This window comes from Ruminococcus albus 7 = DSM 20455, assembly GCF_000179635.2.
GTDB lineage: Bacteria > Bacillota > Clostridia > Oscillospirales > Ruminococcaceae > Hominimerdicola > Hominimerdicola alba.
The window spans coordinates 2,148,544-2,163,588 of record NC_014833.1; the positions used below are offsets into that span (position 1 = coordinate 2,148,544).

Below are 15,045 nucleotides of genomic sequence, written 5' to 3' on the forward strand. Positions count from 1 at the left end.
AGGGGCTGTCGGAAAATTGATTTTTCTGACAGCCTTATATAGTGTGGTGATCATATGACCAGAAAAGCAGCATGGGCAGGTTTTTCATTTTGTGCAGCGCTTATATTGGCTGCAGCTTTCAGAAGCGAAAATAATCTTATTTTTTTGCTGACAGCTTTCGGACTGGCAGTGATCATTTTTGCTGCACTGAAAAACTTTCGACGACATACCATACTTTGTTTCACGGCTTTTGCAGTTGGTATTGCTGTGAATTCATACTACACTTATCATGTGTATAACAGACTTGTTGATCTTGACGGGAAAAAAGTTAACATAAACGGCTATGTAAAGGATATAACTCAGCTGGATGGAAAGTATGACAGAGTTACTGTCTGTGGAAAGATCAATAGTTTAAATGCTGAGATATCTTATGTTTTGCCATATGGAGATATCCATTATTACGATGAGATATCAGTAACTGATACTGTGAACACTATAGAAGATGGTGTCAGATTTAACAGCGGAAGCTATAATTATTCAAAAAGTGTATTCCTTCAGGGTGGCTATGGAACAGGTAGCTATGATCTATCAGGAAGATCTGTAAATCCTGTTTTCCGTGGCGTTCGTGAATATCGTGACAAATTATTTGAAAAAATTATGACAGTTTGTCCGAAACGTGAGGGTGCATTTCTTGGAGCTATGCTTTGCGGTGACAAGAGCGAAATGTCTTCTGCTATGAAAACTGAACTGTACAGAAGCGGTCTTGGACACATATTTGCGGTATCGGGTATACATCTGGTCATCGCTGCATCTTTATTTGGATATATCATAGGAAAGATCATAAAGGCTAAAAAGGCTGTATTTATACTGACTCTTGCTGAAATTTGGGGATTTGCTGTATTTGCCGGACTATCTGTAAGTGTAGTCAGGGCTGCAGTTATGATGACCCTTACACGAAGCGGTACTTTCTTCGGAAGAAAGAGTGACGGATTGAACTCCCTTGGGCTCAGCGCCGTTTTACTGACATTTTTAAAGCCATATACAGCAGTATCTCCATCGTTCATCCTTTCATTTCTTGCTGTAGCGGCAATAGAACTTGTGCTGATTTCATCTGACCATGAAAATGATAAGGTTGAGATAACAATGAGGCTTTCGGCTTCTGTATTATTTATGACAGCCCCTGCATCAGCTTTACTGTTTGGTGGTATATCTATAATGTCATTGCTGACCAATCTTTTGCTTGTACCTGTTTGTACGATGTCATTGCAGCTATGCTTTATTGTCCTTTTTACAGGAGGAACTTTAGTTTCAACGCCACTGCTTATCGCTGCTGTTCTGCCGGTTAAATTTGTTTTATTCTGCTCGGATAAATTGGCAACACTTGATTTCAGTTATGTATTTACTTCTTCGTCAGTAATAACCGGTATTGTCATTGTTTCTTCTGTTTTAATGGTTTTGGTTTGTACACGTTCAAAGGAGATCAGAAAATTGCTCTTATGTACCTGTACTGTACTGGCTGTATGGTGTGCTTCAGCTAATATAGTTCGTTTTATTGATGATGACTATAAACTGACAATTCTGCCTGATCGTAAAAGAACAGCTTATATGCTTTCACGACATGGGATCGCCATAATATTTGACGTTGGCTGCAAGGGGAGAATGGACAGTGCTTTGCAGCATCAGATGGATAAACTCGGTATACGCGAAATGCCTTACGCATTTATTTCAGAAAATGGAGTAATTACTGCTGCCGGGTATAAAGACGATCTGTATTTAAATCCTGATACTGTATTTGTATGTGATGATCTAACAAACAATAACGATAATGGAATAGTCTATCTTGATCATAACAATGATGCAGATACAGGTGATATTAAAGTAAGATCTGCTGATGGAGGCTTTATTGTAAGGTTTGAAGATAACGATATCTTTTTAGGCAAAGGTAAAGTTGTGATAAACGGAGAAGAAGTCGATATATCGACTGAAACTGACGTATTGGAATATGACGGTAAATATTTGAGGAGGCTGTAGTATGCCTGTCAGTAATACATCTAGCATAACAAAGGATATAAAGAACGGTGAGGCTGCAAGCCTTTACTATTTCTACGGACATGATACTGCATCAATAGAAAGCTTCGTTCGCTGGCTGATAAACAAGTTATGCCCGAAAGATGCACAGTTCATGAATTTCCATAAATTTGAAGGCAAGGGGCTGGATATTCCTTCACTGATAGATGCCTGCGAGGCTCTTCCGATGTTCGCAGAACGTGTTGTTATTGCCATCAATGATCTGAGAATGGAAGATATTTCCAAAGAGGATGGCGACTCTTTAAGAAAGATAGTTTCAAATCTTTCTGAGACTACAACTGTTATAATCTATTCTACAGGTGTCGATCTTTATAAAAACAAAAGGAATCTTACAGATAAAAATAAAAGATTTTGTGATTACTGCGCAAAGTATGGTGATGTTGTTGATTTTGCTTACAAGACTGCAAGTGAGCTCGGGCGTTCTATTGCGGCTGCTTTACAGAAAAACGGTTGTGCTATAGATAAGCGTACTGCTGAATATCTTGCCGAATGCTGTGGCTGTGATTCTGCATACATAAAGCAGGAGATAGATAAACTTTCAGCTTATGCTAAGGGCAGGAGCATCACAAAAGATGATATTGATACTATCTGTGTAAAACACATTGAATCTGACGGATACGAGCTTGCTGTAAATATCCTTAATAATAATGCGAAATATGTGTACAACCGTCTATCCGAGCTTGCAAAACAAGATTATGATGCTTATGAGATCGTAAGCATCATAGGTTTTTCTCTTACAGATATCTACCGTGCTAAGCTTGCAAGATCATCCGGTCTGAGCCACTCCGATGCTTGTAGGGATTTCGGATATGCAAAAAACAGAGAGTTTGCAGTTAAAAAGGCATATCAGATATGCGGCGGTATATCACTGCATAAGATCAGGGAGGTACTTCGTATCATGTCTGATACAGATCTTACGATGAAAACAACCTCACTTGATAAAAAAAGCGCAATGCTTGTGTTGGAGCAACGTGTTGCAGAATGCTTTATGGCAGGGAACGGCAGGGTATGATTGTATGGAAAAGATAAAACTTAGACAAGCGGTCGTTGTGGAAGGGAAGTATGACAAGATCGCTTTGAAAAACGTCATAGACGGTGTTATAATAACCACAGACGGATTTGGAGTTTACAGGAGCGAGGATAAGGTCAAACTTATACAGATGTATGCCAATAGTGTAGGACTTATCATTCTTACAGATTCTGATACAGCAGGTCAGCAAATACGCGGACGTATCAAGAGTATAGTCGGAGATGCCAAGATCATCAATGTTTACTGTCCTGTTATTTTTGGCAAAGAGAAACGTAAAACTCATGCTTCAAAGGAAGGTAAACTTGGTGTTGAGGGAATGAGTGTTGATGTACTGAGGGAAGCCTTTGAAAAAGCCGGGCTCAATAGTGATGAAGAAATAATCCGTGAACCTGTAACTAAGCAGGATATGATAGCTCTCGGATTAAATGGATGTGAAAACAGCTCGGTACTTAGAAAAAAAACCGCCCTTTCTCTTGGATTACCCGAGAATCTTTCCTCAAATGCATTGAGGGATGCTGTCAGTACTCTTATGGGGCGCGAAGCATTTATAAATTATATCAATAAACTGAAAGGGGAGGGAGAATGAGCGATCTTAGCTTTTTATATTTTTTCCTGCCTGTTTTTATGGGGCTTTATCTTATCATACCTAAAGGATTGAAAGGCAAACTTGTCCTGGTGGCAGGTGCCGGTTTGATATTCTGTGCTGATCCTGTCGGACTTATCCCAATGGGTGTATGCATACTCAGCGGATATCTGTTCGGAATATTCATACATAATTTCAGAGATAAAGCGATCAGCAAATTAATTCTGGTTTTGGAGATAGCTGTCAATGCAGCTGCCTTTCTGCTTTTTCACAGATCCGCTTTTGATGGTTCCGATTTTATGGCTTTGATTGGACAGCGATCCTTGGTTAAAAGTGCTTCAGTGATAGGAGTTTCCGTAATGCCGCTGCATTCGATCGCATATTGCGTTGATATTTTCAAAAAGAAATATGTATGTGAACATCGCTTCACAACTGTTGCGGAATATATTGCTTTCTTCCCGTCATTTGCAGCTGGACCGATACTGAGTTTTGATAAAATAAGGAATAAGCTCGAAGAACCAAAACCTGATTTTGATAAATGTGCCAACGGTGTACGGCTATTGATGTCAGGTATTATAATGAAACTGTTTATATCTAATTCGATGATCGAGCTTTGGCATGATGTTACGGATATACCTGTGAACGATCTTCCGATGTTATCAGCTTGGCTTGGATCGTTGGCGTTTACGCTCTTTTTCTATTTTGAAGTGTGTGCTTTCAATTATATAGCATGCGGAACTGCATCAATGATGGGAATTGAGTTATCAAACGGTTTCCGTGGGGCAGCAAATTCGTATAGTTTCAGGGCACTTGGAAGACGCATGAATCCTTCGCTGTACTTCTGGTCAAGAAATTATATTTACCGTAATATAAGACATGAGGGAAACTGTTTCTCGGAATTTGCAGCTATAATGATATCTGTGATAGCAACTATGCTGTGGTATGGAACGTCCCTGCGAAATATCATATTTGCCTCTGCGGTGATAATTATACTGTGTCTTGAAAAAATATTGGAAACTCCTCTAATAAAACTTCCTGAGTTTTTACGTTCTATACTGGTATTATTTCTCATGATCGTAATTATGCCGTTCATGGCTTTTTCGGATTTTAAAGAAGCACAGGATTTTATAGGTGTAATGTTTGGTGCCGGTAATTCAGCAATTGATACTGTTTCAGGTTACCTTCTGGGAGCTTATTCGTTTGTTCTTATTACAGGGATCATTATTATGTTTGGTTTATTGGGATATCTGATGCGAAAAAAGGTATTTAACAACGAGTATCTAAGAACTATTATCCAGCCTGTCTGGGTTATCGCGTTGCTTATAATATGCACAGCTTTTTTAGTTTCAGGCGAAAACTGTAATTATTTGTTCTAGGAGGTGAGATGGTTGAAAAAATTTTCTGATTCTATTACAGTAGTTGCATTTTTTGCTATACTGATCATGTTTGCAGTCAGTATATTATTTTTTCAGGGAAATATCTCTTTTTCTGAACTTAAAGCAGGGGCTGATTCAACTATAGAAGCTTGTACAGAATATGTTGAACAGAATTTTCCAATGAGGTCAAACTGGAGAACGATGTATACCAACATAATGATATGCTCCGGAAAAAGGAGATTTGGAGATACATTTTTCACAGGCAACAGGCTAGTCAGACTGAATGATATTCATAGTGAGGACAAAAAGATCGAGAATGTGGCTCATATAAATGAGCTTGCAGCTAATACCGATCGTCCAATATATATGATGCTTGTGCCAACGGCAGCAGGTGTATACAGTGCTGATATTCCCGAAATTTCTGACAGCAGAGATCAGCGCGAAAGTATAAATGAAGCATATATGCAGCTTGATAAACAAATCATTTCTATTGATGCTTTCTACCCTCTGTATTCCGCAAGAGATGAATATGTTTACTATCGAACTGAAGATCAGTGGACTAGCTTCGGAGCATATTATGCATACACAGAATCTTTAAAAGCGCTGGGTTTTTCTGCTGTCACACTTGACAATTACGATCAGGAGTATGCCGATGCGAATTTCAAAGGAGAACTTTACGATAATTTAATGGCCAGCGTACTGGAGCCGGATAGAATAAATATATTCAGATCAAAGTATCAGAGCCCAGTAACTAAGGTCGAGATGTTCGGAGAAACAGAAAAGAAAGAAGCTGAATCTGTATATTTCAGATCTGCACTTAAAAGTTCAAAAAAGACAGATATTTTTCTTTTTGGTAACAGATATATAAAAACAGATGTGTATACTAAGCTGAATGATGCTCCCAAGCTACTGATAATTAAAGGTGGCTATGCAAATGCGATACTTCCTTTCTATACCGCTCATTACAGCAAGATAACTATGGTCGATCCCAATAAACTCAAACGAGCAGATATGAAGCTTTCTGAAGTAGTAGATACTGATGACTATGATCAGATCCTGGTTATATTTGATATTGACAGCTTTTCAAGCGCAGGATACTTCGATACACTTCAATAACTTCTGATCGGTTTTACAGTATACGTTTTAATGTGAATACCTTATTTTATCATACAGTGTGAAAAAATTTATTATACCACTTGACTTATTTGTATTAATGTTGTATAATATATTAGTTAAAGTCTGTTTTCACATAATAAAACAGGAAAGGATCTGGAATTGATATGAATAAATTCAAAAAAGCGCTGGCTGCAATTTCGGCAGCAGCTATGATGTTTACCATGTCGGGTTGTTCCGATACGAGATATGCCATGACCTATAAGGGCGGCGAGAAAGTTAATGCAGGTGTATATATATACAATCTGTATACTGAACTTTCTTATGAGCTAACAATGGCATATTATTCAACAGGTACGGCGACTATCGATCTTAACAGCGATAAGGATGGTCAGAAGCTTTGTGATTATCTCGTTGAGCAGGCAAGAAAAAATACAAAAGAATGTGTTGCAATCACCAATAAGTTCGATGAACTGGGATTGAAGCTTACTGATGAAGAGATTCAGCAGGTAAATGACAGTGTTAAGAGTATATGGGATGCAAGCGGTGACCTTATGGAAGCTGAAGGTATTTCCAGGGAGTCTATTAAGACTGTTATTATGTCGCAGACCATGCGCACAAGGCTGTTTGATTACTACTATGCTGCTGACGGCAAGGAAGCTGTAACAGATGCTGACCTTAAGAAGTATATAGAAGATAACTATATAAGATATAAAGCTATAAGGATCTCTAAATCCAATGCTGAGGATGCTGAAGAAGCTGATAAGGAAAATAAGGAGAATGAAGCTATAAGAGATGAGTATCTCGCTAAGGCTGAAGGACTTTCCTATGATGAATTTGATGCCCTTATAGATGAATATAATGCATATGCTGCGGCTAAGTATGAAGCTGAAACTTCAGCTGAGGAAGACAGTACTGAACCTGCTGATGATATTGTAGGTCCTGTTCCTACACAGGAAACCGCAACTGAAGTAGATGCACCTGAGGACAGCGCTGCAGAAGATGATTCAGCTGATGAAACAGAAGGTTTTGAAAAAGCAGATGTACTGGATGACACCGATGATGCTGTAGAATTTGATGATATAGCTACTTCCGATGAAGATACTGCTACCAATTCAAATGACACGATGTTTGATTTCGGCGGTATGGAAGATGATATGAAGGATTCCGTTTCCGGAAAGCTCGCTGCATTCATAAATGATATGGAAGTCGGAAAAGTTGCTGCATACGATGATGACTCGTTCTATTACATTATAATCAAAGGTGATGTAAAAGAGAACAGCGAGAAGTATGCAAAGGATAATCGCGATACTCTTGTTCAGACATTGAAGGCTGATGATTACCAGGCTAAGATCGACAGCTGGGTAGATGAGCTCGACATAACTGAGAATTCTGACGTTATAAAGAAGTTCACAGCTAAGGTTGTATATGACAAGCAGAATGAGTTCTACTCTAAATAAGCTTCATAATGAAGCACAGGTATCATCAAGACGGATACTAATTAAGAAATATTAATACTTAGAAAAAGGACTGTGTAACCTCGAAAGGTTGCGCAGTCCTTTTATTTGATCGTATTTTATACTGTCAACGACAACATTCCTAAGGTCAACAGTATGATACGGAGCTCGCCGTCACCGTCAAATGTCCTGATGTTGTCGTTGATGAAGAAAACCTCCACACCCAGCCTTTTCAGGTCACGGGTGTATTGCAGAGTGTCCACTGTGTTTCGTGCGAAACGTGATACCTCACGGGTCAGTATCAGATTGAAGTCGCCGTTCTTTGCATCACTGAGCATCTGCATGAACTGCGGACGTTTCTTTGCCGAAGTTCCCGTGATACCCTCGTCAACATAACTGCGGACGAATGTCCATTCAGGATGCTGTTCAAGCAATGGCTTGTACCAGTCCAGTTGATTCTCCAGAGCCGAAAGCTGAGCTTCGTGCTCGGTGGAAACTCTCGCATAAATGACCACATTCTTCGGCACAGCCACCGCATTATATCCGTACATCATACCGCCTCCTTATCTTCTGTGTTTGGTATAGTATAGCGCGCATCTGCAACCTTGTCAAGGCCTTTGCCGTAATACTCATTACAGATATTGCGGTAAACGTGTTTGGGTATCTCACCCTGTTCGTACAGCAGACTGATGAGCTTCAAAGCCGCCACGATCTCCTGTTTGGTTGCGTTCTGTGTGACATTCTTTTTATTTTTCTCAGATGTCATTTTGTCCCTCCATAGCAGGTACTTCCCCTGCTTTCTATCTTTTTATATTTCTGTTTTTCTGCCGAATTCCATCGGCTGATAATATTTTAGCGCGCAACGAAATTAAAAGTCCAGATTCATTGCGCACGAATTTTAGGTCGAATTTCAGTTTTCCCCGGTGTAATTTGCACTGGAAAAATGAAAAGCACCGAGCTGATCAATGCTCAGTGCTTCAGTGAATTATTCGATTATTGTTTTTCCAGTTTCAGCAATTCTATCTTTCTATCAAGACCGCCTGCGTATCCGGTCAGACTTCCGTACGCACCGATTACTCTGTGACACGGGATAATGATCGAGACAGGATTATGCCCCACAGCACCGCCAACTGCCTGGGCGGACATACGCTCCACACCATTCTGCTCTGCTATGATATTGGCGATCTCGCCATAGGTCATTGTCTGTCCATATAGTATCGTAAGTAGAATATCATATACCGCCTTGCGCAACGGTGTTGTATTCAGGTTGATAGGAGGAATGAAGTCGGGAATGTTGCCGCTGAAATATATGTCGAGCCATTTGACTGTCTGCTTGAAGATAGGCAGCTCTGATTCGATGCTTTCCGATATGAGTTTATGGGGAAAGTATTTCTGTTCGTCGAACCATAAGCCTGTGAGTGATTCGCCGTCACTGGCGAGGGCGATAACACCTAGGGGAGAATGATAATGATAGATATAGTCCATAGTTATTTGATTAATGAAAACGAGAAAAATCTGTACACAAGTATTTTTCAAATTGCTTCTTACAGTATTCTCTTTTTTCGCCTGTTGTCTTATCAGTTCTATTACCGTTAAACCAGATACTGTGCTTACCTTTGTTCTTTCCGTTCTTATTTGTTACACACTCATTAAGGAATTCCTCAGAGGACATTATCCACATTGAATCAAGTCGTTCAGAGTAAAAGACAAAATAGAAATTAGGAGTCAGTTCATGTGTAATGGCTGCAAATAGTGCAGCATCCCCATCGGCTACTTCATTTGATCTTGCTTTTATTTGTATCTCGATAAATTTTCCATCTGCTTTTTTGATAACACAGTCTACACCATGATCATCAACAAGAGGAAGATAAACATCCAAGCCTTCCATTAGCATTTTACCAACAAGGTTATATTCCATACGTTTTCCAAAGCTTGCAGAGTCTCTGAATGAGATACCCATAATAATCCCCCTATCTGAACTATGCCGTATATCACGTTAGTCACAAGTCATAATTAACGATTATGTTTGCTATATTATACATCATTCAATAATAAAAGTCAATCATAGGCAAATTAATATGGTGATTGTTTTATTGAAACCGAATTCATAACTTAAATTCTGAATGCAAATGTGATTATCAATTCCTTCCCAGCAAGCTCGGTATCCACGCATTACAATTTTGGAAAATTGAATGCTGCGATACTCAGCTTGCCAGAGGGTTCCACCCCTGTGCCCCCGTCCGAAAAAGATAAAGATCTGATGCAAAATCATTGACTAAAAGTGAGTAAAAACCTGTGCCTGACGGCTTGGATAATGACAAGCCCCACAGGTATTAAAATCAACCTCAGCAAGCACGGCAACTCGTTCCCACAAGAATCGTGAAAACGCCTTGCATTGCTTGCTGAGGGACACGCCCCCAAGCCCCCGAATCTGAACAAGAAAAACCAGTGAAATCATCCACTCTACGGAGCGTGGATTGACGTGATTTTCGCACGGGTTTATAATAAAAATATCAGCAGAAAAACTGAGAAGCGGAAGGAGAAAGATCACTATGAAAATACTTGTTCTGAACGGCAGTCCCAAGCATGAAAAAAGTGACACGATGCACATAACACGAGCGTTCCTTGACGGCATGAAAGAAGCCGCTCCGCAGGAAATCCGTATCGTTGATATCATCGACAAGCATATCGAATATTGCACGGGTTGTTTCACCTGTAAGCGGAACGGCGGAAAGTGTATCCATAATGACGATATGAAGGAGCTTCTCAGCGAAGTTCTTGAGAGCGATCTTCTGCTGTTCAGCTATCCGCTTTACTGCTACGGAATGCCTGCGCCGATGAAAGCTTTTGCTGACCGCACGATGCCGCTTTCAAGTATGGCAATGAAGAAGCAGGGCGACAGGTATGTTCACGTCGGGCAGGCGAACTTTTCACATCTGAAATTCATGATGATCTGCGGCTGCGGATTCCCGAACAGCAAGCAGAATTTCGAGCCTGCGGTCATGCAGTTCAAGCTGATGTTCCCGAATAACCATACTATCATTACCGTTCCCGAAAGTCCGATGTTCAATGCCCCCGAAGCAGCAGAGGTAACTGTTCCGAGATCAGAACTTGTGAAGCAGGGTGGAAAGCAGTATGCAGAGACAGGCGAAATAGATGAAAAATTGCTTGCGGAGATATGCTCGCCTATGATACCCGAAGATGTGTATGCGGAAATCTGCAACAAAGAAATGTGAAACAAAAAACACGGACAGCCTTTTATGCAACGGCTATCCGTATTTTTAATCTATCCAGTAACATCTGAAGTTCCAGTCAGCATCCCAGCGTGCGTCTATAAAATGCCCACGCATAAAACGTTTATTTGAAAAATAAACAGCTATAGACATATCATCAATATCCATGGTAAAAGAGTCGAAAACTAATTCAGATCTCATTTGTTCAGGAGACGATACATCGTTTTTATCAACTCCGTAAAAATCGTAGAATTCTTCTCTCAACATCTCATTGACAAGTTTCTCTGCATTCTGCACAGCATATCTCAGCTTGTCGTAATAGATGTCAATAATCTTCTCCTCGAAATCTTCGGTATATCCCTTACGAGTATACATAAAGTAAGGATCCGGATCGGAATAAGCCGAGAGAAACCTGCTGTTTCCATGAATTATACTGTTTATATGATCCTTATCCAGCTTCATACGAACTCCTTCTTTCTTGCTTTTAAGCTTCTTGTACTTTTTATATCATAGCACATAACACCGAAAAAGTCAATCGTTATTACAGCGCAATGTACCGGGGAAAATCCACTTTTTGCTGCGCATTTCACAAGAATTATTACAATCATTTCAATGTGCTGGACTCCGATAGTTTTGTCGGATATAATGGATTCACGATAAAACTTATGGAGGTACACAACTATGTTGAAAACACCTGAACTGGCAATGCCGAGAACGAACAAGGTCACTACCGTCTGCAACGGAAAGCGTGAGGTCTGGACAGACTATGAGGAAGCAAAAGTATATTTCCTGGAACTTATGATGTCCACGGACGGTGAGGAGCACGAACGTGCGGAGTGCGTATACATTCAGCTCATGCACGTACTTGACGATTGCAGTGACGTGGACTGAAAGGAGTAGTAAACTATGCTGAACAAAATAATGATGACAGGACGTATCACCACCGATCTGACCGTTGTAACCGAGGATAATTACAGCTACTGCAAATTTTGCATTGCAGTAGACAAGCAAAAACAAAATAGCATTGATACCATTGAGACAGATACGTTCACCTGCATTGCCTTTGATGATAATGCTAAATCAGTAAGTTTTCTCTACTCAAAAGGTGGGATTATTACATTTGTTGGTTCGCTCAGGAAGGCACCTGACAAGTCAGTAGTTATCATCGTGGAGAAACTGCACTTCCAGAATAGGTTTGCAGTCAAAGTAGACGTTGATTCGGGACAGCTTTTCTGACTAAACAGACGATCTACTAACATATAGCTGAAACAAGGCTCTCAGAGTGTTCTGGGGGCCTTGCTTCATATGGAGATTTTACTGAAACAACTGGAATTATAGCTTTTTATTCATTGACATACGGTATGTAAAATGGTATAATTTAAACAAATAATAGCTTTTGCTTTGGGAGCGTGATAAAATGAGAGCAGTACATAACAAACTCGTCCGTGACAAGATACCCGAGATAATCGAAAAAGCAAGCAAGACAGCCTACACACATATCCTCTCCGACGAAGAATATATCTCCGAGCTAGACAAAAAGCTTGGCGAGGAATTTGCCGAGTATCAGGCTGACAAGAACATAGAAGAACTTGCCGATATGTTGGAAGTTATGTATGCTATCGCCGAAGCAAGAGGATGGTCGGTATCTGAGCTTGAAGCTGTCCGTAAGTCTAAGGCTGAAAAGCGTGGTGGCTTCAAAAAGAAAATATACCTTGAGTATGTGGAGGAAGGAAATGAGTGAAAGACTTGTAACGCCAAGTGGGAGCGCTCCCGAAAACCTGTTCATAGAACTTTTTTCGGACGCTTTCGGCGCTGAAAAAGCTGCGTTTCTTTATCCGCAGTACCACTTCACCGACATTTATCAGAATGACCGCTATGCTGATTTCTTCCTTGAAAACGGCGGAAAGCGTATCGCTATTGAGATAGACGATGAAGCAAGTCATAACCCGTCGGTCGTGTCACGCAACAAGTTCTATGACGACCTGCTGAAACAAAACAGCATGATATTCAAAGGTTGGGACGTTTACCGCTGGGCAGTGCGTCAGTTGCAGGTACAGCCCGATACTGTCAAGGACGAACTGCGTATATTTCTCGGTTCGCACCCGCTGTTCCGTGAGATAGCAGATTATCTTCCCACACAGCGTTCCAAGACGATCAATGCCGAGAATTTGCAGCTGAAAGAGCATCAGCTTGCAGCTTTGAAGTCTCTTGAAGAAATGCGTGAACGTCATGAAACTATCGCTCTGTTATATCACGCAACAGGAACGGGAAAGACCGTTACCGCAGTCAGCGATGCAAAGCGGTTCGGCAAACGCACACTGTTCCTCGCACATACGATAGAGCTTGTAAATCAGGCTTATGAAACTTTCAATACTCTGTGGGATGGCGTTTATGTCGGTAAGTTCGGCGATGCTGTAAAGGAGAGAGATGCATATATCGTCTGCGGAAGTATCCAAAGTGTTGCACTCAATCTTGAAATGTTCCGTAAGGACGAGTTCGAGTATCTCATAATTGACGAGGCTCACCACGCTTCTGCCGATACATACCAGAAAGTGCTTGCGTATTTCAAGCCCAAGTTCACGCTGGGTCTTACAGCTACTCCCGAACGTGCAGATGATAAGGACATCATAGAAATATTTAAGAACACCGCACACAAGCTGGATATACAGACAGCCGTTGAGATAGGCGAACTTGTGCCTGTTCGCTGTATCCGTATTCATACAAATATCGACCTGACAAAGGTGCGATTCAACAGTGTGCAGTACAATATCCGTGACCTCGAAAGCAAAATATTCGTTCCCGAGCGCAACACGCTTATAGTCGATACTTTCATGGAATACGTCAGCGACAAGCGAACGGTCATTTTCTGCGCAAGCGTAAAACACGCCGAGCAGATCGCGGCGATGATAAGAGAGCACGGAGTTGCCGCAGCCGCAGTCAGCGGAAGCATGAAGTCATCGGAACGCAAGGAGATGCTTGCAAAGTTCCAGAAGGGCGAGATCAAGGCGATGTGTGCCTGTGATCTGCTCAATGAGGGCTGGGACTGTCCCGAAACAGAAGTGCTGTTCATGGCTCGTCCCACTATGTCTAAAGTGCTGTACACTCAGCAGCTCGGGCGAGGTATGAGACTTGCAGACGGCAAGGATTTTCTAATGGTATTTGACTTCGTGGACAACGCAAGTCAGTACAATATGCCATATTCTCTGCACAGGTTATTCAAGCTGAAAAAGTACCGTCCCGGTCAGACAGTTCTCGGAAAAGACCGTGCTGCCGAAGAAGCATTATACGAACGAGGCGAAAAGCCGGAAGCGCTGATAGACTACCCCGTGAGCGTTACAGACTACGAAGCTGTTGATGTTTTCAACTGGCAGGAGGAAGCGGCTGGCATGATATCTCAGATGGAGTTTATCCGCCGTGTTGATGTGCAGTCCGAAACAGTTGAAAGATATATCCGTGAGGGGAAGATCATCCCCAATCTGATAGTACCCATGAGCGAGCATAAGCAGCTTAAATACTTCACCGAGGAAACGCTCGAAGCTGCCGCAAAAGCCAACGGATGGAAGCTTATAAACGACAGCAACCGCAAGGAGCTGTTTATGGAAATGGTCGGGCAGATGGATATGAGCTATTCATATAAGCCTGTCCTGCTGAAAGCGATATTCGCCAATGCAGACAACAAAGGTCGCGTAAAGCTCGATGATATCTCCGCATATTTCCGCTGTTTTTATGAGGAACGCAGAAGTTCGGGACTTGTAGTAGAGAAGCCAAACAGCATATTTGCAAAAGGAGGCTACACCGACAAGGACGCTCAGCGGAATATCCTTTCCAATCCGTTCAAACGCTTTGAAGATATGCAGATGCTCAGGCACACAAAAACGCTCGGTATCATCGAGGTAGAACCGACTGTGTGGAAAAATCTTACCGATGACGAGATCAGGCGTATACTGGATATTTGTGATGAGAAGCTGGAGAGGTATTATGGGAGGTTTGATAAGAAATGAGATTATCATTTGATAACTCTTTATCAGAACAATATTATAGAAAAAGCATATCAATAACAATAATGTGGAAGCAAAGATCAGACAGCAACTACAATTCTTACGAGATAAGGGATTTATTGAATTCTTAGGTAAGGGACAATATAGGAAAGCGTTATAACTGAAGTATAACAACTATTTTACTAAGC

The 15,045-nt window shown here is 41.1% G+C and carries 16 protein-coding genes and 1 pseudogene; 12 read left to right on the forward strand and 5 right to left on the reverse strand.

Translation table 11 applies throughout. The features are described from left to right. Positions 1–54: 54 nt before the first annotated feature. From RUMAL_RS09585 to RUMAL_RS09610, 6 genes are all read left to right on the forward strand, one after another. A complete protein-coding gene (locus RUMAL_RS09585; RefSeq protein ID WP_013498551.1) occupies positions 55–2,010 on the forward strand; it encodes a ComEC/Rec2 family competence protein in 1,956 nt (651 codons plus the stop codon). A 1-nt stretch (position 2,011) separates the two neighbouring features. Further along, entirely contained in the window at positions 2,012–3,079 is a 1,068-nt protein-coding gene (gene holA / locus RUMAL_RS09590) for a DNA polymerase III subunit delta (protein WP_013498552.1), read from the forward strand. Between the two features lie 4 nt (positions 3,080–3,083). Further along, positions 3,084–3,683, forward strand: a complete 600-nt coding sequence (locus RUMAL_RS09595; protein WP_037303886.1) for a ribonuclease M5 — start codon at positions 3,084–3,086, stop codon at positions 3,681–3,683. Beyond that, the gene (locus RUMAL_RS09600; protein ID WP_013498554.1) at positions 3,680–5,056 is read left to right on the forward strand and encodes an MBOAT family O-acyltransferase; all 1,377 of its coding nucleotides are present in this window, start codon (positions 3,680–3,682) and stop codon (positions 5,054–5,056) included. The genes RUMAL_RS09595 and RUMAL_RS09600 overlap by 4 nt, the downstream gene beginning before the upstream one ends. Before the next feature lie 3 nt (positions 5,057–5,059). Next, positions 5,060–6,172: a DHHW family protein gene (locus RUMAL_RS09605; RefSeq protein WP_242843382.1), complete on the forward strand. Its 1,113-nt coding sequence runs from the start codon at positions 5,060–5,062 to the stop codon at positions 6,170–6,172. A 164-nt stretch (positions 6,173–6,336) separates the two neighbouring features. Next, positions 6,337–7,629 (forward strand): hypothetical protein, encoded by a 1,293-nt coding sequence (locus RUMAL_RS09610; RefSeq protein WP_013498556.1) that lies wholly within the window; start codon positions 6,337–6,339, stop codon positions 7,627–7,629. A 146-nt stretch (positions 7,630–7,775) separates the two neighbouring features. Here the strand turns inward: RUMAL_RS09610 and RUMAL_RS09615 are convergent. The 4 genes and pseudogenes from RUMAL_RS09615 to RUMAL_RS09630 form a co-directional block, all read right to left on the reverse strand. Continuing rightward, positions 7,776–8,180: pseudogene (locus RUMAL_RS09615) on the reverse strand (recombinase family protein); the annotation flags it as partial. Continuing rightward, positions 8,177–8,392 carry a hypothetical protein gene (locus RUMAL_RS09620; RefSeq protein ID WP_013498558.1) on the reverse strand — a complete coding sequence of 72 codons (216 nt, stop codon included), beginning with the start codon at positions 8,390–8,392 and terminating at the stop codon, positions 8,177–8,179. The pseudogene RUMAL_RS09615 and the gene RUMAL_RS09620, both read right to left, overlap by 4 nt. A 227-nt stretch (positions 8,393–8,619) precedes the next feature. Continuing rightward, positions 8,620–9,111, reverse strand: coding sequence for a methylated-DNA--[protein]-cysteine S-methyltransferase (locus tag RUMAL_RS09625; RefSeq protein ID WP_028504191.1), 492 nt, complete (start codon positions 9,109–9,111; stop codon positions 8,620–8,622). A 10-nt stretch (positions 9,112–9,121) separates the two neighbouring features. After that, complete coding sequence (locus tag RUMAL_RS09630) at positions 9,122–9,586, reverse strand: hypothetical protein (protein ID WP_013498560.1); 465 nt, start codon at positions 9,584–9,586, stop codon at positions 9,122–9,124. Positions 9,587–10,178: 592 nt separating this feature from the next. On the opposite strand from RUMAL_RS09630, the gene RUMAL_RS09635 reads away from it, so the two are divergent. Beyond that, positions 10,179–10,862, forward strand: a complete 684-nt coding sequence (locus tag RUMAL_RS09635) for a flavodoxin family protein (protein WP_013498561.1) — start codon at positions 10,179–10,181, stop codon at positions 10,860–10,862. A 45-nt stretch (positions 10,863–10,907) separates the two neighbouring features. On the opposite strand, the gene RUMAL_RS09640 is transcribed toward RUMAL_RS09635, so the two are convergent. Beyond that, entirely contained in the window at positions 10,908–11,321 is a 414-nt protein-coding gene (locus tag RUMAL_RS09640) for a hypothetical protein (RefSeq protein WP_013498562.1), read from the reverse strand. A gap of 219 nt (positions 11,322–11,540) precedes the next feature. On the opposite strand from RUMAL_RS09640, the gene RUMAL_RS09645 reads away from it, so the two are divergent. The 5 genes from RUMAL_RS09645 to RUMAL_RS22935 all read left to right on the forward strand — a co-directional run bounded on the left by RUMAL_RS09645 (position 11,541) and on the right by RUMAL_RS22935 (position 15,017). Continuing rightward, positions 11,541–11,750: a hypothetical protein gene (locus RUMAL_RS09645; protein ID WP_013498563.1), complete on the forward strand. Its 210-nt coding sequence runs from the start codon at positions 11,541–11,543 to the stop codon at positions 11,748–11,750. Positions 11,751–11,765: 15 nt separating this feature from the next. Continuing rightward, positions 11,766–12,095 (forward strand): single-stranded DNA-binding protein, encoded by a 330-nt coding sequence (locus RUMAL_RS09650; RefSeq protein ID WP_013498564.1) that lies wholly within the window; start codon positions 11,766–11,768, stop codon positions 12,093–12,095. Positions 12,096–12,276: 181 nt separating this feature from the next. Continuing rightward, a complete protein-coding gene (locus RUMAL_RS09655; RefSeq protein WP_013498565.1) occupies positions 12,277–12,600 on the forward strand; it encodes a nucleoside triphosphate pyrophosphohydrolase in 324 nt (107 codons plus the stop codon). Beyond that, positions 12,593–14,860: a DEAD/DEAH box helicase gene (locus RUMAL_RS09660; protein ID WP_028504190.1), complete on the forward strand. Its 2,268-nt coding sequence runs from the start codon at positions 12,593–12,595 to the stop codon at positions 14,858–14,860. The genes RUMAL_RS09655 and RUMAL_RS09660 overlap by 8 nt, the downstream gene beginning before the upstream one ends. A 49-nt stretch (positions 14,861–14,909) precedes the next feature. Beyond that, a complete protein-coding gene (locus RUMAL_RS22935; RefSeq protein WP_080557286.1) occupies positions 14,910–15,017 on the forward strand; it encodes a hypothetical protein in 108 nt (35 codons plus the stop codon). Positions 15,018–15,045: the final 28 nt, after the last annotated feature.

Excerpts from the sequence above, each read along its gene's own strand:
- RUMAL_RS09585 (WP_013498551.1), top strand. The coding sequence starts at position 55 with ATGACCAGAAAAGCAGCATGGGCAGGTTTTTCATTTTGTGCAGCGCTT.
- holA (WP_013498552.1), top strand. The coding sequence starts at position 2,012 with ATGCCTGTCAGTAATACATCTAGCATAACAAAGGATATAAAGAACGGT.
- RUMAL_RS09595 (WP_037303886.1), top strand. The coding sequence starts at position 3,084 with ATGGAAAAGATAAAACTTAGACAAGCGGTCGTTGTGGAAGGGAAGTAT.
- RUMAL_RS09600 (WP_013498554.1), top strand. The coding sequence starts at position 3,680 with ATGAGCGATCTTAGCTTTTTATATTTTTTCCTGCCTGTTTTTATGGGG.
- RUMAL_RS09610 (WP_013498556.1), top strand. The coding sequence starts at position 6,337 with ATGAATAAATTCAAAAAAGCGCTGGCTGCAATTTCGGCAGCAGCTATG.
- RUMAL_RS09620 (WP_013498558.1), bottom strand. The coding sequence starts at position 8,392 with ATGACATCTGAGAAAAATAAAAAGAATGTCACACAGAACGCAACCAAA.
- RUMAL_RS09625 (WP_028504191.1), bottom strand. The coding sequence starts at position 9,111 with ATGGACTATATCTATCATTATCATTCTCCCCTAGGTGTTATCGCCCTC.
- RUMAL_RS09630 (WP_013498560.1), bottom strand. The coding sequence starts at position 9,586 with ATGGGTATCTCATTCAGAGACTCTGCAAGCTTTGGAAAACGTATGGAA.
- RUMAL_RS09635 (WP_013498561.1), top strand. The coding sequence starts at position 10,179 with ATGAAAATACTTGTTCTGAACGGCAGTCCCAAGCATGAAAAAAGTGAC.
- RUMAL_RS09640 (WP_013498562.1), bottom strand. The coding sequence starts at position 11,321 with ATGAAGCTGGATAAGGATCATATAAACAGTATAATTCATGGAAACAGC.
- RUMAL_RS09645 (WP_013498563.1), top strand. The coding sequence starts at position 11,541 with ATGTTGAAAACACCTGAACTGGCAATGCCGAGAACGAACAAGGTCACT.
- RUMAL_RS09650 (WP_013498564.1), top strand. The coding sequence starts at position 11,766 with ATGCTGAACAAAATAATGATGACAGGACGTATCACCACCGATCTGACC.
- RUMAL_RS09655 (WP_013498565.1), top strand. The coding sequence starts at position 12,277 with ATGAGAGCAGTACATAACAAACTCGTCCGTGACAAGATACCCGAGATA.
- RUMAL_RS09660 (WP_028504190.1), top strand. The coding sequence starts at position 12,593 with ATGAGTGAAAGACTTGTAACGCCAAGTGGGAGCGCTCCCGAAAACCTG.